The sequence below is a fragment of the Bifidobacterium angulatum DSM 20098 = JCM 7096 genome (assembly GCF_001025155.1).
In the GTDB taxonomy this organism is placed as follows: domain Bacteria; phylum Actinomycetota; class Actinomycetes; order Actinomycetales; family Bifidobacteriaceae; genus Bifidobacterium; species Bifidobacterium angulatum.
Genome location: NZ_AP012322.1, coordinates 964,027 through 981,050, shown reverse-complemented (window position 1 = coordinate 981,050; position 17,024 = coordinate 964,027). Strand labels below are relative to the sequence as shown.

The following is a 17,024-nucleotide window of genomic DNA, read 5'->3' as shown; positions in this document are numbered from 1 at the left end:
TACGCCGGTTCGCATGGCCAGAAATCAGGATTTCGCTGGCAGGGTATTCGACGCCGTACGATCCATCAGATGATCGACGAGCATGTATACGTAGCCCAGAATGACGAAACCGACGATCAGCAGCAGCACCGTCAACGCCACCCCGGGAACGCCATGCTTGTCGAAATCGATGAAGTCATAGGGCCAGCGACTATGATCATCGACTCTGACATACAGGCCGAAGCACCATACGCCGACCATGATGCACGCCAGATACGCCAAAGGGAAGGCAATCCAGCATGGCGGTTCGAACTTGCTCATCGTGCCCTTGCGGTCGAACAGCAGCCAATCGAGAATCATGCCGATCGGAACGATGTAGTGCAGCACCAGGGAAGTCCAGTGGAACGTTCCGCCTTTGAAAACGCCGCCATGGTCGAGCAGAAAATGCGCAACCAGCCATGTGACGGTGATGGCGAGCATAAGCGCATGCTTGAGCTTTGGCTGCCAGGGCTCCGGCCACGTGGAGTCCTTACGCAGCGCCGCCACAGCGGCGGCCCACAGGTATGCGACTACGGCGATGTTGCTGAGATTGGTGAAATAGCAGAAGAACACGCTTCTGAAATATCCGTAGCCAAAGCCGACCTCGTATAGCAATGCCGAAATGCCGACCAATGCCAGGATGATTTTATAGACGACGGATGCCGCTCTTGAGTGAATGTACATTGGGTTGTCCTTTCGAAACCTTGTCATAGCATACCGACGCATCGGCCAACCCTCCCATCGTCATGACTGCCCCACCACTCTGGGGCATAGCGCGAACCGCATGCAAAAGGGTGGCTGTCGTGCCGGTTCGACACGACAGCCACCCTCCAAGGTTCAAGCGAACCCTACCTGGCGCTTTTCCAGTCGCAATCAGATCATCGAAGCGTACAGGTCCTCCAAGGATTCCTCGGAGGTTGTGGATTCAGAGCCCGGAGTGTTGACCAGATTGCCTGGGGAAACCTTTCTCGCGTTCCGCGCCAACCATGGAATATCCTTCTTTCCGATTCCAAGATCGCCCAATGTCACATCAAGGTCGAGGCTCTTGAGCAAGGTCCGCATACGCGGTGCGCAATCCTCTGCGGTGAATCCGCCCAGCATTCTGGCGATGCGCCCGAACTTGAACCGGTTATAACGGTAAGTGGCCTCGATTGCCACGGGCTCGATGGCTGCAAGCCCCCGACCGTGGGTGATGTCCTTCAGGCCGCTGACCGGATGCTCCATGGCATGCCCCAGCGTGATGCCTGCGGTGTTGATCACCATGCCGCCGATGGTGCCGGCCAGGCAGACCTTGGACCACTGCTCGTCCGTGCCTTCGCCACGATACAGGCTTACGATGTTGTTGGCGATCAGCGGAATCGCGTACAACGCCAGGGCATCGGTGAACGGCTGCGCATTGTTGGCGGTGAACGCCTCGATGCAGTGGCAGAGCATGTCGCATCCGTTGGCGGCGATGACGCTGCTGGGCATGGTGCGCATGAGATCGGGATCGACGATGGATGCCGTGGCGACGAGCGCCGGGCTTCGCAACGACTTCTTGTCACCGTTATCGGGATTGGTCATGACCGCGAACCCGTTGGATTCCGATCCCGTGCCGAAAGTGGTGGGCACCTGAATGATCGGGAGGGCCTTGCTGGAAGATCGATCGCCATAGATGTACTCGGATACGCCGCCCTCGTTGCACGCCATAAAGGCGATGCCCTTGGCCGCGTCCATCGCGCTGCCTCCACCAAGTCCGATGACGACATCGGCATGCTGCGCTATGGCCAGTTTCGCACCTTCCTCCACCGTGGTGGTCAGCGGATTGGGAGTGACCTGATCGAACAGTACGGTATGCATGCCTTCACGCTCAAGCAGTGCACGTACCCTGTCGTAGGTTCCAGTGCGTTTGACGGAGCTGCCTCCGGTGACGATCATCGCGGTGGTGCCATGTGCGGCGGCGATCTTGCCGACCTGTTCGACCTTGCCTTGCCCGAAAACCAGGTTGATCGGCAGGAAGTAGTCGAAACCACGGCTCCATTCGTCCAGACCGCTGACTTCGGCGGCCATGATCGCGCTTGTGGCACGTGCTGCCGCAGTCGTTTCCTCCTGCTCTTCGGTCTTGGCGGATTCGCTTACGGCAAGCTGGGCATAATAGCCGAACTTCTCCTTGTAGACAAGCTTGCTGAAGACGAAGAACACCACGCCAAGCAGCGTCCAGCCGGCGACCATCGCCCATTCCTGCGGAACGAGCGTCACACCAGTGCCCGGGAAGACATACAGCATGATCATGATGGCCGACATGAGCACTGCCATGGCGCCGATGAACTTCCAATGCTTCACCTTGTACGGACGGGGCATGGTCGGTTCCTTCACGTGCAGGATGATGAAGGACGACGACACCATGCAGTATGCGAGAATGCAGCCGAAGTTGCCGGCATCCACGATCCAGACGAGCATCTTGCGGCCGGCGAACGGGGCGAGCACACTGAGCAGACCGACGACGAGAATGGCGATGTACGGGGTGTTGGTCTTCGGATGCAGCCTCGCGAAGAATCGTGGAATCATATAGGACTCGGCCATGGAGTACATGGCGCGGCTGCCGCCGATCATGAACGAGTTCCAGCTGGTGATGATGCCGCACATGCCGGCCAGGATCAGCACTTTCGCCATGATGGTGCTGTGGAAGGCGTTGGCCATGGCATCGGCGGTGACCAATCCACTGCCGTTATAGGATGCCGCGATCTGGCCGCTGTTCATGACATAGCCCACGGAGAAGATGATCAATGCGTAGAAGGTGACGCCCAGAACGATGGAAAGGATGAGGATCTTGCCGATTTTCTTCAACGGCACGTTGATCTCTTCGGCGGCCTGCGGGATGACATCGAATCCGATGAAGAAGAACGGGCTGACGGCGGCCACTTTGATGATGGTGCCCATCATGCCTTGCATGCCGCTGCCGGCGAACATCTGCCCGTCAAGATTCGAGGGGTTGCCGGTGACAACGGATGCCGCGATAAGCAGGATGCCCGCGGCGCCGATGGCGAGGGTCAGAATGTTCTGCAGCTTGGCCGCGGTCTTCGCGCCCATGATATTGATCACGGTGATGAATATCGCGAAGACGATGGCCGTGGCCAGCCAAGTGGCGTAGATGTCGAATCCTGCGACGGTGTACAGGTAGCCTTGCAGGAACTGCGGCCACACATAGGTGATGATGGTAGGCAGCGCGCATGCCTCGAAACACACGACGCTGACATAGCCCAGGATGATGGCCCATGTGCAGACGAATGAGCCGACAGGCCCCATGGCTCTCATGCTGAATACATGCTCACCGCCGCATTCCGGCATGGCGGGGGTGAGCTCGGCGTAGGTCATGCCGATGAAGAAGATCATCACGCCGCCAAGGATGAATCCCAGCATGGCGCCGATAACACCGGCTGTCCCTATCCAGTCGCCGGTGGAGACGACCCAGCCCCATCCGATCATGGCGCCGAAGGCGATCATCAGAATATCCATGGAGCTGAAGGCCTTATTGAATTTCGAAGTTGTTCTTGTGTGCGTTTCCATCGTCGTTCCTTCCGAATACGTTCTGCGCGATGGCGCAGTGCCGTGCGGGCCGTTTCACTCCCCTGCGGCCCGCACGGCGATTTCGCGTTATTCGTTCATCATTTCCACCAGAAGCAGCAGGTATTGGCAGGTTTTCTCCCAGCCCAGCATGCTGCTGTTGATCAGCAGATCACGCTGGCTGCGATCGCCGCGATTCGTGCCGGTGATGTACTGATGCCTGCTGCGGTTGCGCTCGTCGTTATAGCTGATGATTTCGCGCGCCTTGGCTTCGCTTACCGACTGATGCTCCATCACCGCGCGGATTCGGTCCTCTTCCGGCGCATAGATGAAGATGTTGATCAGATCGTCTCTGTCGTGCAGCAGATAGTTCGCGCTGCGTCCGATGATGACGCAGGAGGATTTCTCGGCCATTTTGTGCATGGCCTGGTATTGCAGCGAGATGACCCTATTCGTCAGGTTCGCGTATCGGGGGCCGAGCGTCGTTTCAAAGGTGTAGGGGACGTTCGTCGCCTTATCCGCCTTCTCCACGAGTTCCTTGTCCACGTCCAGATCATTGACGATTTTGTCGACCAGATCACGGTCGTAGTATTCGATGCCGAGTGCCTGCGCGAGCATCTTGCCGATTTCGGGGCCTCCTGCGCCATATTCGCATCCGATGGTGATGACCATGTGCTTCATATCGTTCCGCCTTTTATGCGCTGTGCACCTCCGGTCGGGCCGGAGTTCACTTGGAGAGGGAGTCGATCGTGTCGGCGATGATGGCGACGGCCTTGTCCACGTCCTCTTCGGTGATGATCAGCGGCGGAACCATGCGGATGACATCCTTGCCGATGGCGGTGATCAGCAGCTTGCGGTCGAAGCAGCCGTGCTTGACATCGACGGCGTTGATAGTGCCGTCGAATTCGACGCCGACGAACAGGCCCTGGCCACGGGCCTCCTTGACGTGAGGCAGCTTGGAAAGCTTGTCGATGAAGTATGCGCCGACCTTCTTGGCATTGCCCGGCAGGTCGCGGTCGATGATTTCGGTGACGGCGGCGAGCGAGGCTGCGCAGCAGACCGGGTGGCCTCCGAAGGTGGTGCCGTGCGATCCCATGGTGAACGCCTTGGACACCTCTTCGGTGGCGCAGATGGCGCCGATCGGCATGCCGCCGCCCATGGCCTTGGCCATGGAGACGATATCGGGCTTGATGCCATAGTTCATGTAGGACATGAGCGCGCCGGTACGGCCCCAACCGGATTGCACTTCATCGAGCAGCAGCAGGATGCCTTTTTCGTCGCAGAACTCGCGCAGACCCTGCAGGAATTCCTGGGTTGCGGGGTGCACGCCGCCTTCGCCCTGCACCGGCTCGACCATGATGCCGATGGTGTTCTCGGTACATGCCGCCTTGAATGCCTCAAGATCGTTGAACGGCGCATAGGAGAAGCCTTCGGTCATCGGCCCGAAGCCGATCTGGCATGCATTGTCAGGCTGGCCGGTTGCGGACATGGCACCGAAGGTGCGGCCGTGGAAGGATTCACGGGCGGTGACGATATGGTACTTTTCCGGGCCGTACTTTTCCACACCGTATTTACGGGCCATCTTGATCATGGCTTCATTGGCCTCGGTACCGGAATTCTGATAGAAGATCTTGTCCATGCCGATGGCCGTGCAGATCTTCTCGGCGAGCAGCGCCTGCGGAACGGTGTATGGGTAATTGAAGGTCTGCATCAGCGTGGCGGCTTGATCCTGCACCGCCTTGACGACCTTCTCATTGCAGTTGCCGACCGCATTGACCGCGATGCCTGCGTAGAAATCAAGATACGGGGTGTTGTTCTCGTCGTACATGTAGACGCCTTTGGCATGGTCCGCCAGAAAATCGAAACGCTCATAGGTCTCGATCATGTACTTGTTGACCTTGCCCTTGATGTCTTCGAACGTCAGTCCGGTATCCTGCAGCTTCATGATGCTGTCCTCCTTGCGATGCTATGGCGTAGGCCGTGAACCACGGTCTGTTCAGCTGGCTTGTTCGGCTTGAACTGACTTCAGTATCTTTGCTTTTGAATTGTTCTTCCAGCCGTCTCGACCCAAAAACAAATGTGCCCGAGCACAATTCGCGTTGCCGAAGTAGCACACTTTCCCATACCGATATATGAACCAAGGCGACAAACCGCATATTGCCGCCGATACGCTGTTTGTATAGCCGCCACAGTGCGCAACAACACCGAAAACGTCGTTACATCAATGTTTCCAGGAGATTACACATGGCATTGGAACTGCAGGAGCTTCTTGGTGACTGCCCCGAGACAGGGCTCGAACTGCTGGCCGGAAGCGATGGATTGTCACACCGGATCACTTGGGTGCATGTGCTGGAGTCCACCATGCTGAGTGACTATCTTGGCGGCGACGAGCTGATCCTCACCACCGGTGTAGCGCTGCACGACGACGCGGACCTGCTTTCCTACGTAAGGGCCCTCTACGCGAAAGGCGTAGCCGGAGTGGCCATAGACACAGGTCATTACATCGCCGAAATCCCCGAAACGGTAACGACGTTCTGCGAGGAGCACGCCTTCCCCCTATTCGCCATCCCCCGCGACGTTCCCTTCGAAAGCATCGTGCGCCCGCTATGCCGTCGCCTTATCGACGAGGAGACCCACGACCGCATGATCGGCGAAGCCTTCAGAAACGCCGTCTCGTTTCCCGAACGGCAGGAACTGTACATTTCCGCGCTCTCCGAGTTCCATTTCGAAATCGAATGGCGGTATGCCGTCATTGTCGTCAGAATCGACGATTTCGTCGAAGACCCCTATCGTCGCATTGACATGGTCAATGAGACCATCAAAAAGTATCTGCGCAAACGCATTCGATTCAGTGCGACATATGGCGAATGGGAGCAGATCGTCGCCGTCGTGCATTGCGAGAACCCCGAAGAGCTACGCAATGTCGGGCAAGGCGTACTGGATGTCGTGCAACGCGCGTTACGCGGGCCGGAGACCGCTTCCATCGGCGTCGGCAAATTGACGCAAAGCATCCGATGCATCTGCAAAAGCCACCGACAAGCCGAATCCATCCTCAAATTACATGCACGCGGCAAGCTGAACGATCGAATCAACTTCTTCGACGATCTGGGCGCGTACCGTGTGCTGCTCGGTGTGGAAGACCCCGAAATATCGCAGGAATACTACAGGCAGGTGCTGGGACCGCTCGTCGAATACGACCGGGAGAACGATTCCGATCTCACCGACGTGCTGCGCAGCTATCTCGATCATAACGGCAGCGTCAAGGACACCGCGGAGAACCTGTTCGTCCACCGCAATACCGTGAATTACAAAATCGCCAAAGCCGGTCAGATCCTATGCATGGATCTGTCAAGCCTGGATGACCGGCTGCAAATCATGCTGGGCTACATGCTTATGGACATGATGTGACACAACAACCGCGGCCGCCCGTCAATCTGCCGAAGACCCACCGGCGGCCTGTGCCACGACCGTATAGGCATCGATCAGATCGGACAGTCTCATGCCGGCATTGGCCGGACTCGTAGACGGAAGCTGGGTCATGGCAGGCCGCCTGCAGCCAGAGCGTGCAAGCGCCGGAACGCACAGTCTGCGATACAGCTGAGCAGCTTTAGCGCCGGTGGTGAATATATGGTCGATATGCGAAGCGCCGATGAGCGGGGCAAGATCGTTGGCGACGACATTGCGGATGGAGGCATCGCTGGCACCGGCGATATCGCAGGACGCGATCACATCCCATAACGCCATATGATGCCGCAATGCGAAATCCCTGCGTTCGGCCACCGTCGATTCGGCGTCCATCCCCTCGCACAGGCAGGTGTCATCATGAAACACCGCTGCCATAACCGGCCAGAACCGATTGCGCTTGTGGCCGTAATAGAACCTCATCTCACGGGACTTCGGACTGGGCATGGATCCGAGCACCAGCACTTGGGACTTGTCATCCCATACCGGCCCGAATCCATGCTCCACATGCGTCATCTGCAATACAATCGCCTCCGTCTCTTGTCTCTTCCGCAGATGCCGTTCAGGGGACGATCCAGTATCCAAACGCCACAGCCGTTACAGGAACGATTATCGACACTGCCATGTATCCGGCGAACACAGCTGATTTCCCGGCACGCAATGCTGTGACGGACTCGTTCATCATGGTCGAGAACGTGGAGAAACCACCGAGGAATCCCGTCGCCAACAGCAGGCGTGCCGAACCCGATATGGTCGAATGCACATACAATCCGGCTACGATTCCCGCCAGCAGACCTGCCACGACGTTGATGACGAACGTGGACATCGGGAAGTCCTTGCACCACGCGGCCTTGATATAAGAATCGCAGACGTACCGCGCACTGGCGCCGAGACCGCCGCACAGGCAGACCAGCATGGGAATAATCACGTTCATCGGTTCGCCCCCTTATGCTCGGCGGAGGCGATATGATCGCCGATGGTGGCCCCGGCATACGCCAGCGCGAAGCCGACGACGAATGTCGCGCAGCAATACACCGCACTTCCCGCGATGCTGCCGTCACGCATCAGCATGAATTCCTCCAGGGCAAGCGTGGACATGGTGGACAGCCCGCCGCACATGCCCATGCCAAACCCCCGGTTCACGTACTCCTTCGCACGACCGGCGATCTTACGCGTGCCGCCCAGCCACGCGGATAATGCCGCGTAGCAGAGGCATGCCAGCATATTGGCGGCAAACGTGCCGATGTGGAACGTTCCGGACTCCGGAATCGCGGAAAGCGCGTATCGCAGCGCCGTACCGACGCACCCCCCTAGGAACGCCACGCATATGAGATCAAGACGAACAATAGGTTGTCGTGCCATATTTACCCTCTTTTCGGCGGGGTGCCGCAAACATGTCGACCGGCGTCAACGGCGGCACCGCATCCGCCGAACGCATGCGATACCACACACCCACGCGTCAATAGGAACCATCAGCGGAATTGCGGTTCGGGAATCCTTGCAGGCCCCAGGCGAGTCCCATCGCCACCGGTAAGTGTATTCACCGCCGCGGCATGTTCCATGCTCCTTGACCGGCATGCGAACAATACCGTTTCCGATTACGCCCGATATCGGTCCATGAAGGCGTCCACACCATTCGCGAAAACGTCTAGCACCCGGCGACGCGCCTGATTGCTCGCAACGGCATCCGCGGCGCTGAGCAGCAGGAAGAAAGGCGCATATAATTCGATCGCCATACGCTTCGGATCATCGCCACGCATAGTCCCCTCGTCAAGCATCACGCCGATCATATCCTCGATATACGCGACCGGGCCGCTGCCCAGCACTTTCTGATACATGGCCATGCCTTCGGCGGACGTGTACTGTTCGACCGTCAGCATACGCCGGTAATCGCGGGCCAGATCATCCTCCGTCCAGTAGCGGAACTGTTCGACCATGTATACGCGTAATTTCTTCGGATCGACGGCATCATGCGGGCCATCGTCCGCATCGACGTCCCGTTCCGGCACTTCCGCCTCTTGCGAATGCTTGACATCGATGCGATGCATATAGTCCACAATCGCTTCGAATATGGCGCGTTTGCTGGCAAAATGCTTGTACAGTGAGGGCGCCTTGATACCTACCGCCTGCGCGATCTGCGAAACACTGACCGCATCGTATCCATTGGAGGCAAACAGATGCAGCGACTCTTCGATAATCCTCTGGCGTGTATCGCTTCTTCTCATGACACCCTCCTTGGCTAAAACCCGTTAGCAATACACATGATAATAAGCGCCAATACATCGACATACCGTAAAACGAAGGAACGCCACGCCCATTTCGGGCATGGCGTTGTGCACAATCCGGAAAACCGCTATTCAGTCGAGCTTGCCGTAGGCTTCGGCGTCCACTGGCTCAAGCCATTCATTGCCCATCAGCGACGGATCACCCACCGGCACCATAAACGCCAGATGCGAGAACGCCTCATCGGGGGCGGCACCGTGCCAATGCTTCGTATCGGCGGGAATGCAGACGGCCTGACCTGCCTTAAGCTCCTTGGGCTCCTGTCCTTCGATCTGGTAATAGCCGCGCCCGCCAACAGCGATGAGCACCTGTGCCGCATGGTGATGGATATGCCAGTTATTGCGGCATCCCGGCTCGAATGTCACGTTGTGGATGGCGATCTGCGGCGATTCAAGCACCGGGGCGAGATAGCTCTGCCCGACAAAGTACTGTGCAAAGCCATCGTTCGGCTCCCCCATCGGGAACGCGCTCGGATTCTCCATGGTCGATTCGTCCTTTCCCATGCCTTCTTGAATATATGGCACCTATTCAACGCTTATGCAAAAGGAATGTCCAATGAATACACAGCACGTCTTTCCATGCATAAAACACATGGAAAGACGTGTTGTGCGGCATTGGGCCAAAGGCGTGACGGCACCAATCGTCGGCTGTTCGAAGACGGAACCGCAAAGAGACCACCACATAGCGCCGAGCAGAATACGCCCGAGCGGTCAAATAAGCGGCATCCTGGTTCCAAGATGGCCTGTATGGCTACAGCTACCGGACCGGGATGCCGATTTCGGTGACGAACTGGCGCGGATCCGAAGTCAGTCCGTTGTCGATCAGCGTGACCTCACGGGAGAAACCGGTCGACTTCGCCTATACGGAATAATCTGCCGCCACCGCGTGATTCGCCAACCGTTCCCTTGTGCCCGCCCATTACAGCGCAGTCCCCTTCACGGCAATTATGCCGCGACGCTTGAGCCACGCATAGAAGCCCAGGCAAATCAGCACGGAAAGCAGCGAACCCGCGGGAGCCGCAATGCCCATGGGCAACAGCGTATCCGGGAACAGCTTGGAAGCCAGATACGCCCCCGGTACACGTACCAAGGTGATGGCCACGATATTGTGGATGAAGCCGATGTAGGAGCGTCCGCATGCGGCGAAAAACCCACTGAAGCAGAAATGGACGCCGGCGAAGATGCTGTCGACGATATAGCTGCGGAGATATTGGGTTCCCAGCACAATCACCGTGGCATCGGTAGTGAACAGGCCGACTATGGAACCTGCCGTCAGTTCCACGACAATCGATACGGCAATACCATAGGCAACGGTGATCGCCGTGGCATACCGTAATGTCTGCGTCGCGCGTTGCGTTTTACCGGCGCCGATATTCTGCGCCGAAACAGCGGATACCGTCGCCAGCATGGACGATGGCACGAGGAACAGCGCACTGATCACCTTTTCGACCACACCGACCGCCGCCGCATCGTCGAGCCCGCGATAGTTGGCAATAACCGTGATGATGATGAAGGCGATCTGAATGCAGCCATCCTGCACTGCGGTCGGCACACCGACGCCGAGTATGCTGCCCAATATTCCCTTATCGAACCGAAGATCGCTGAGCCTGAGTCTGACGCCCGTATGCCTGCAACGAATCGCGGCCAACGCCACTATCACGCTGACGGTCTGCGCCAGGGTGGTTCCCAGAGCCGCGCCGGACGGGCCAAGGTGCAGCCATCCCATGAACAGGTAGTCGAACGCGATATTGCACAGGCATGCGACCGCGATGAAATACATGGGGCTCTTCGAATCCCCCAGCCCGCGGAACACCGAGCTGATGATGTTGTAGGCGACGATGAATGGAATGCCGATATAGCAAATGGTCAGGTATTGGACGGTTCCCTCAGCGGCTTCCTCAGGTACACCGATAAGCGAGACGATGTTGCGCACGTTCAGCAGCAGAACAACCGTCAGCACAAGTGCAATGCCCGCGAACAGCGTGATGACATTGCCGATGGCTCTGGCCGCGCGGTCAAGCCTGTTCGCACCGATCGCACGGCCGATGGTGACAGTGGCCCCCATGGCCAGACCCACGATGACCACGGTGAGCATGTACAGTACCTGGCTTCCGTTCGCCACAGCGGTGATGCCGTCGACCCCGATGAACTGGCCGGCAATGAACAGATCGGCCATACCATACAGCGTCTGCAGAAAATACGACAACAGGTACGGCAATGCAAAAACAATGATGGTTCTCAGGACATTGCCCGTCGTCAGATTCTTTTCCATGGCTTGCCAGTCGCCCTCCTACTCGGATCTTCGTCTTCCACCAGGAACGGTAAACCCTACCATTGTTGTAGAGTCAACCCGGAGATATGCCATGTCCAGCATTCGGGAAACTAACCGGTTATCCTCTTTGCGGCGTTGGGGCGAATATGGAAAAGCCCCTTTCCCAACGCTAAGGGAAAGGGGCTGAAGATCATTCATCCGGAAGGTGACCTGCGACTAATGGTCTACGCCATCAGTTCAGCAGCTCCTTGACGGCTGCGATCACGGCCTGCAGGCTCTTCTTCGCATCGCCAAACAGCATCTGGGTGTTGTCCTCGAAGTAGAGCTCGTTCTGGATGCCGGCATAACCGGTACCGCGGCCACGCTTCATGACGACCACGTTCTGCGCCTTGTCGACGTCGAGGATCGGCATGCCGGAGACCGGAGTGCCCGGTTTGCGGGCGGCAGGGTTGGTCACATCGTTCGCACCGACGACCAAAGCCACGTTGGCCTGCGGGAACTGCGGGTTGATCTCATCGAGATCGACCAGCTCCTCATAGGGCACGTTGGCCTCGGCGAGCAGCACGTTCATATGGCCAGGCATACGACCTGCCACCGGATGAATCGCGTAGGACACCTCCACGCCATGACCCTTGAGCAGTTCGCCCAGATCGGCCAGTTCGCGCTGCGCCTGTGCCTGCGCCAAACCGAAGCCCGGCACGAAGATGACCTTGTCGGCGTAGACCAGCTGCACCGCCAGATCGTCGGCGGAGGTCTCCTTCATGGTGCCTTCAGGGCCGTCGCCAGCGGCGGCGGAACCGGAACCGCCGCCGAAACCGCCGGCAAGGACGGAAAGCAGCGGACGGTTCATGGCCTGGGCCATGAGGATGGACAGGGTCACGCCAGCGGAACCGACAAGTGCACCGGCGACGATCAGGGCAACGTTATCGATGGCCAGACCGCTCATGGCGACCGCGGTACCCGTGCAGGCATTCAGCACGGAGATCACGACGGGCATATCGGCGCCGCCGATCGGAATGACGAAGACCAGACCATAGCACAGCGCGAACACGGTGGTCAGAACCGACCACAGCAGGCGCTGCTGCGGCTGCACGCACAGCATGACCAGGGAGGCGATGGCGAGTACCGCGAACAGCACATTCCATACGCCCTTGCCCGGGATGCTCAGCTTCTTGACCCACTTGATGCCCTGAAGCTTACCGGCGGCGATGAGCGAGCCAGTGAAGGTGACGGAACCGATGAGCATACCGAGCCCGGCGGTGATCAGCACCACAAGATCCGGGGTGCCGTCTTTGGTGAGCACGTCGTTGAGCGCGACAAGCGCGGCGGCGCCACCGCCCACCGTGTTGAACACGGAGACAAGCTGCGGCATGTCGGTCATCTTGACCTTCTTGGCGGAAACCACACCGGCGATGGCGCCGATCAGAATGCCAGCCACCAGCACGACAATGGCAACGACGTTAACGAATCCCTTGGCGAACAGCACAACGAAGGCCATGATCACGGCGACGACCATGCCGAATGCGGACAGACGGTTACCCTTGCGGGCGGTCTTCGGGGAATTCATGAAATGTAGGCCGACGACGAACATGACGGCCGAGAACAGGTAGACGAACCAGGCGACGATATCAATGGCGCCTGCAGTGGTTGCGGTCTGCATCACTTATCCCCGCCCTTCTTCTCGTTCTTGTTGGACTTGAACATCTCAAGCATGCGGTCGGTGACCACATAACCGCCGACGACGTTCATCGTGCCCAGCACGGCGGCCAGGAAGATGAACACGTAGGCCAGCGGCGAGTTGGCTTCGGCCGCCACGATCACGACGCCGACAATGACGATGCCGTGGATGGAGTTTGCGCCGGACATCAGTGGGGTATGCAGGGTCGCAGGGACCTTGCCGATGACCTCGATGCCGATGAGCAACGCCAGAACAAACAGTGTGATGGATACAACAAGAGTAGGCATGGGTTACTTCTCTTCCTTCTTCTCTGCAGTCTCGATTCGACCGGCTACGACCAGCGCATTATCGAGTTCTTCCGTCAGATCCATGCCCAGCTTGCCGTCACGTACGAAGTGGCTCAGCACATCGGCCACGTTACGGCTCAACAGGTTGGATGCGGTGGTCGCCACGCCGCTGGCGAGATACGGGGCGCCGATCAGCTTGACGCCGCCTTCGGTGACCTGTTCGCCTACGGCGGAGCCTTCGACGTTGCCGCCAAGGTCGGATGCAGCACAATCGACGATCACGGCGCCGCGATGCAGGCCGTTGACGCCGGCTTTGGTCAGCAGAACCGGGGGCTTGCGACCGGGAACCTTGGCAGTGGTGATGACGATGTCGAAACCGGAGGCCTTCTCATCGACGGCCGCCTGCTGCTGAGCCTGCTCTTCGGCGCTCAGCGCACGTGCGTAGCCGCCTTCACCCTGACCCTTGGAGAAATCAAGACCAAGGTCGAGGAACTTGGCGCCCAGGGATTCGACTTCGCCCTTGGAAGCGGGGCGCACATCATACGCCGTGACAACCGCGCCGAGACGCTTCAGGGTGCCGATGGCCTGCAGGCCGGCGATGCCCGCGCCCAGCACCAATGCCTTGGCGGGACGAATGGTGCCTGCGGCGGTCGTCATCATCGGCAGGAACGCACCGTAGGCGTTGGCTGCGGTAATGGCGGCCTTGTAGCCCATTACGGAATTCTGGGAGGTCATCTCGTCCATGGACTGGGCGGAGCTGAGTTGCCTGGGCAGCTTTTCGATGGCGACGCCCACAAGACCCGCGTTGGACAGCGATTCGACATATGCGGTGTCGGTGAACGAGCCAAGCATGCCGATCACCCACTGACCGGCTTTGAGCTTGGCGACGGTTTCCGCAGACGGACGATCGATAAAGCCCAAAGCATCCGCGGTCGCAATAACCTCATCGCGAGATGCAACGGTCGCGCCGGCGTCCTGGTAATCTTCATCCGTATATTCGGCGGCGTTGCCCGCGCCGCTTTCAATGATGCAGGAAATACCATTCCTGCCGAGCCTGGTGACGATATCGGGTGTCAGCGCGACGCGGGATTCAGTATCCGACGTCTCGTTGAGCACACCGAAGGTCACCGTGGCTTCCTTCTGTTCAGCCATAAGAGCCCTTTCTAGCTATTGGCCTTGCCTTTTTTTCCTACGTCGCATCAGTGTAGTCAATAATCGAAAAGGCCGAATGGTCTTTCCCACCAACTGAGCTGAACCATGCCGCAGCCGCCATCGGCCCAGAAGTCCAATGCTTATATTGGTAACGTTTGACGCGGCCGTTTCCCTACGCTACCGTAAGGTGACGTGTCGCGGTAAGAGGATTAAACTGGCTTCTTTGAGAACTGGATAGTCAAGAACAGATCAGTATCAAGGAGCATCACGTGTCCGTTATCTCTTCGTTGAAGCAGCAGACCACCAATCTTACTCGAAAAGCGCTGAAGCTTGGTACGGATTTCGTGCACCCGGGAAGCGGCAGCTCCGGAGACCAGCCCGATTACGCTGGAAGCATTGGCATCAAGGACGAAAGCGGCATCACGCTCCCCCACACCGACGAATGGGGCCACGACCGTCCGACCATCACCGACATCGATCCCGAAACAGGTCTGCTGACCTCCACCACCAAAGGCAACCCGCCGCTGGACGAGGGAACCTCAATCTACGACTTGTATGCCGATCGCGCGGCGCGGCGCGGAGACGACATTCTGTACACCTACAAGGACGGCAACGAATGGATAGACCGGACCGCCAATGAGTTTCTTGCCGAGACCCGCGCCATCGCCAAGGGACTGATGAAATACGGCCTGAAGAAGGGCGACGGTGTGGCGTTCATGTGCCGTACCTGCTACGAATGGAATCTCACCGACGCTGCCATCATGGCCGTCGGCGGCGTGCTGGCCACCATCTACGACACTGATTCCGCGGAGCAGATTCGCAACATCGTGAACAATTCCGATGCCAGGCTGCTTATCGTGCAGGACACCGATATGCGCGAGAAGGCCGATGGGGCCATCGAGGAATGCCCGTCGCTGGAGCATATCATCACCATCAATACCGGCGGCCTGGACGAGCTCAAGGCCTACGGCGCAGGCGTGACCGATGAGGAACTCGACGAACGCATCGAATCGGTCAAGAAGACCGACCTGTGCTCCATCGTATACACTTCCGGTTCCACCGCTGCGCCGAAGGGCGTGGAGATGACGCACGAGCATTACTGTGCCACCGCGCTTAATCTTCCCGATTTCATGCCGGAGATGTTGAGCGATAAGCGCAATACCGTGCTGCTGTTCCTGCCGCAGGCACACTCCTTCGCACGAGCCATCAACTACATCTGCGTAGCCAGCGAACTGCGTATCTATATCGCGCAGGGCATCAAGACACTGACCGCCGATTTGCAGGTCGCCAAGCCTACGGTGATGATCGTGGTGCCGCGCGTGCTTGAGAAGGTGTATAACGCCGCCTCCCAGAAGGCCGGTCATGGAGCCAAGGGGCTGGCCTTTGCCTCTGCCGTGGTTGCCGCGCAGACCTATATGCAGGAGATCAGCGAGAAGGGCAAGGCATCCCTGACGGTGCGTGCACGGCGTGCCGCCTTCGATCCGATGGTTTATGCACCGTTGCGTGAGGTGCTCGGCGGACGAGCCAAGTGGATCGTGGCCGGCGGCGCGCCGTTGGATCCGAAACTGCTCGAGTTCTTCCGCGGCGCGAACGTACCGGTGTATGAAGGCTACGGTCTGACCGAGACTACCGCGCCATGCTCCTTTACCGTGCCCGGAGAGACCTTCCACCAGGGTTCCGTCGGTACGGCATTCCCCGGGTTCTCCCTGCGCATCGCCGAAGACGGTGAAGTCCAGGTGAAAGGTACCTCCGTATTCCCCAGGTATCACAAGAACGAGGAGGCCACCGAATCCGCCTTCACCGAGGATGGCTGGTACGCCACCGGCGATCTGGGGCGTATCGATAATGACGGCTTCCTGTATATCACCGGCCGTAAGAAGGATCTCATCATCACCGCTGGCGGCAAGAACGTCGCCCCCGGCCCGATCGAAGAGGTCATTCAGCGCTGCGAGTTCGTATCGCAGGCGCTGGTTCTGGGCGACAAGCGTCCGTTCATTTCCGCTTTGATCACTCTGGATGAGACCTCGCTTCGCCCGTGGCTCGCCAGCAAGGGACTTGACGAGCATATGAGCATGGAAGAGGCAGCGTCCAATGCCGCGGTACGCGCCGAGGTGCAGAAGTGGGTCGATCAGGCGAACGAAGGCGTCTCACGCGCCGAATCCGTACGCAAGTTCATTATCCTTCCTGAGGAATTCACTCAGGAGAATGGTCTGATGACCGCTTCGATGAAGGTTATCCGCCCGAAGGTCATCAAGCATTACGCCACTTTGCTGAATACGCAGATGTATACCAAGAAGAAGTAGTCGACAGCGTATTTTCATGCGGGCTCA

15 protein-coding genes and 1 riboswitch are annotated in these 17,024 nt (G+C 58.5%); of the genes, 2 read left to right on the top strand and 13 right to left on the bottom strand.

Going from position 1 to position 17,024, the window contains the following annotated elements; translation table 11 throughout:
* Nucleotides 1-24 precede the first annotated feature (24 nt).
* The 4 genes from BBAG_RS03935 to BBAG_RS03920 all read right to left on the bottom strand — a co-directional run bounded on the left by BBAG_RS03935 (nucleotide 25) and on the right by BBAG_RS03920 (nucleotide 5,506).
* Nucleotides 25-702, bottom strand: a complete 678-nt coding sequence (locus tag BBAG_RS03935; RefSeq protein ID WP_047750096.1) for a Pr6Pr family membrane protein — start codon at nucleotides 700-702, stop codon at nucleotides 25-27.
* Between the two features lie 189 nt (nucleotides 703-891).
* A complete protein-coding gene (locus tag BBAG_RS03930; protein ID WP_003826331.1) occupies nucleotides 892-3,564 on the bottom strand; it encodes a bifunctional amino acid transporter/iron-containing alcohol dehydrogenase in 2,673 nt (890 codons plus the stop codon).
* An 87-nt stretch (nucleotides 3,565-3,651) separates the two neighbouring features.
* Nucleotides 3,652-4,242 (bottom strand): cytidylate kinase-like family protein, encoded by a 591-nt coding sequence (locus BBAG_RS03925; RefSeq protein WP_003826330.1) that lies wholly within the window; start codon nucleotides 4,240-4,242, stop codon nucleotides 3,652-3,654.
* Nucleotides 4,243-4,288: 46 nt separating this feature from the next.
* A complete protein-coding gene (locus BBAG_RS03920; protein WP_003826327.1) occupies nucleotides 4,289-5,506 on the bottom strand; it encodes an aspartate aminotransferase family protein in 1,218 nt (405 codons plus the stop codon).
* Between the two features lie 299 nt (nucleotides 5,507-5,805).
* On the opposite strand from BBAG_RS03920, the gene BBAG_RS03915 reads away from it, so the two are divergent.
* Nucleotides 5,806-6,969: a PucR family transcriptional regulator gene (locus BBAG_RS03915; RefSeq protein WP_003826325.1), complete on the top strand. Its 1,164-nt coding sequence runs from the start codon at nucleotides 5,806-5,808 to the stop codon at nucleotides 6,967-6,969.
* A gap of 21 nt (nucleotides 6,970-6,990) precedes the next feature.
* Here the strand turns inward: BBAG_RS03915 and BBAG_RS03910 are convergent, their stop codons facing one another.
* The 9 genes from BBAG_RS03910 to BBAG_RS03870 all read right to left on the bottom strand — a co-directional run bounded on the left by BBAG_RS03910 (nucleotide 6,991) and on the right by BBAG_RS03870 (nucleotide 14,694).
* Nucleotides 6,991-7,539 (bottom strand): DNA-deoxyinosine glycosylase, encoded by a 549-nt coding sequence (locus BBAG_RS03910; protein ID WP_003826323.1) that lies wholly within the window; start codon nucleotides 7,537-7,539, stop codon nucleotides 6,991-6,993.
* A gap of 46 nt (nucleotides 7,540-7,585) precedes the next feature.
* The gene (locus BBAG_RS03905; protein ID WP_003826321.1) at nucleotides 7,586-7,957 is read right to left on the bottom strand and encodes a fluoride efflux transporter FluC; all 372 of its coding nucleotides are present in this window, start codon (nucleotides 7,955-7,957) and stop codon (nucleotides 7,586-7,588) included.
* Entirely contained in the window at nucleotides 7,954-8,385 is a 432-nt protein-coding gene (locus tag BBAG_RS03900) for a FluC/FEX family fluoride channel (protein WP_003826319.1), read from the bottom strand. Before BBAG_RS03900 ends, BBAG_RS03905 begins: the two co-directional genes overlap by 4 nt.
* A gap of 94 nt (nucleotides 8,386-8,479) precedes the next feature.
* Nucleotides 8,480-8,558: riboswitch (Fluoride riboswitch) on the bottom strand.
* Between the two features lie 63 nt (nucleotides 8,559-8,621).
* Nucleotides 8,622-9,248, bottom strand: a complete 627-nt coding sequence (locus BBAG_RS08775; RefSeq protein WP_003826315.1) for a TetR/AcrR family transcriptional regulator — start codon at nucleotides 9,246-9,248, stop codon at nucleotides 8,622-8,624.
* A 132-nt stretch (nucleotides 9,249-9,380) separates the two neighbouring features.
* Nucleotides 9,381-9,788, bottom strand: a complete 408-nt coding sequence (locus tag BBAG_RS03890; protein ID WP_033508294.1) for a cupin domain-containing protein — start codon at nucleotides 9,786-9,788, stop codon at nucleotides 9,381-9,383.
* 436 nt (nucleotides 9,789-10,224) lie between these two features.
* On the bottom strand, nucleotides 10,225-11,577 hold the full coding sequence (locus BBAG_RS03885) for an MATE family efflux transporter (protein ID WP_003826310.1): 1,353 nt from the start codon (nucleotides 11,575-11,577) through the stop codon (nucleotides 10,225-10,227).
* A gap of 232 nt (nucleotides 11,578-11,809) precedes the next feature.
* Nucleotides 11,810-13,237: an NAD(P)(+) transhydrogenase (Re/Si-specific) subunit beta gene (locus BBAG_RS03880; protein WP_003826308.1), complete on the bottom strand. Its 1,428-nt coding sequence runs from the start codon at nucleotides 13,235-13,237 to the stop codon at nucleotides 11,810-11,812.
* Nucleotides 13,237-13,542 carry an NAD(P) transhydrogenase subunit alpha gene (locus BBAG_RS03875; protein WP_003826306.1) on the bottom strand — a complete coding sequence of 102 codons (306 nt, stop codon included), beginning with the start codon at nucleotides 13,540-13,542 and terminating at the stop codon, nucleotides 13,237-13,239. Before BBAG_RS03875 ends, BBAG_RS03880 begins: the two co-directional genes overlap by 1 nt.
* A 3-nt stretch (nucleotides 13,543-13,545) precedes the next feature.
* Nucleotides 13,546-14,694, bottom strand: coding sequence for an NAD(P) transhydrogenase subunit alpha (locus BBAG_RS03870; protein ID WP_003826304.1), 1,149 nt, complete (start codon nucleotides 14,692-14,694; stop codon nucleotides 13,546-13,548).
* Nucleotides 14,695-14,963: 269 nt separating this feature from the next.
* On the opposite strand from BBAG_RS03870, the gene BBAG_RS03865 reads away from it, so the two are divergent.
* Entirely contained in the window at nucleotides 14,964-16,997 is a 2,034-nt protein-coding gene (locus BBAG_RS03865) for an AMP-dependent synthetase/ligase (protein ID WP_033508163.1), read from the top strand.
* Nucleotides 16,998-17,024 lie beyond the last annotated feature (27 nt).

What these genes read in the sequence shown, in the direction of transcription:
- BBAG_RS03890 (WP_033508294.1), bottom strand. Translation starts at nt 9,788, where the DNA reads ATGGAGAATCCGAGCGCGTTCCCGATGGGGGAGCCGAACGATGGCTTT.
- BBAG_RS03900 (WP_003826319.1), bottom strand. Translation starts at nt 8,385, where the DNA reads ATGGCACGACAACCTATTGTTCGTCTTGATCTCATATGCGTGGCGTTC.
- BBAG_RS03875 (WP_003826306.1), bottom strand. Translation starts at nt 13,542, where the DNA reads ATGCCTACTCTTGTTGTATCCATCACACTGTTTGTTCTGGCGTTGCTC.
- BBAG_RS03870 (WP_003826304.1), bottom strand. Translation starts at nt 14,694, where the DNA reads ATGGCTGAACAGAAGGAAGCCACGGTGACCTTCGGTGTGCTCAACGAG.
- BBAG_RS03905 (WP_003826321.1), bottom strand. Translation starts at nt 7,957, where the DNA reads ATGAACGTGATTATTCCCATGCTGGTCTGCCTGTGCGGCGGTCTCGGC.
- BBAG_RS03935 (WP_047750096.1), bottom strand. Translation starts at nt 702, where the DNA reads ATGTACATTCACTCAAGAGCGGCATCCGTCGTCTATAAAATCATCCTG.
- BBAG_RS08775 (WP_003826315.1), bottom strand. Translation starts at nt 9,248, where the DNA reads ATGAGAAGAAGCGATACACGCCAGAGGATTATCGAAGAGTCGCTGCAT.
- BBAG_RS03920 (WP_003826327.1), bottom strand. Translation starts at nt 5,506, where the DNA reads ATGAAGCTGCAGGATACCGGACTGACGTTCGAAGACATCAAGGGCAAG.
- BBAG_RS03910 (WP_003826323.1), bottom strand. Translation starts at nt 7,539, where the DNA reads ATGACGCATGTGGAGCATGGATTCGGGCCGGTATGGGATGACAAGTCC.
- BBAG_RS03880 (WP_003826308.1), bottom strand. Translation starts at nt 13,237, where the DNA reads ATGCAGACCGCAACCACTGCAGGCGCCATTGATATCGTCGCCTGGTTC.
- BBAG_RS03930 (WP_003826331.1), bottom strand. Translation starts at nt 3,564, where the DNA reads ATGGAAACGCACACAAGAACAACTTCGAAATTCAATAAGGCCTTCAGC.
- BBAG_RS03925 (WP_003826330.1), bottom strand. Translation starts at nt 4,242, where the DNA reads ATGAAGCACATGGTCATCACCATCGGATGCGAATATGGCGCAGGAGGC.
- BBAG_RS03915 (WP_003826325.1), top strand. Translation starts at nt 5,806, where the DNA reads ATGGCATTGGAACTGCAGGAGCTTCTTGGTGACTGCCCCGAGACAGGG.
- BBAG_RS03885 (WP_003826310.1), bottom strand. Translation starts at nt 11,577, where the DNA reads ATGGAAAAGAATCTGACGACGGGCAATGTCCTGAGAACCATCATTGTT.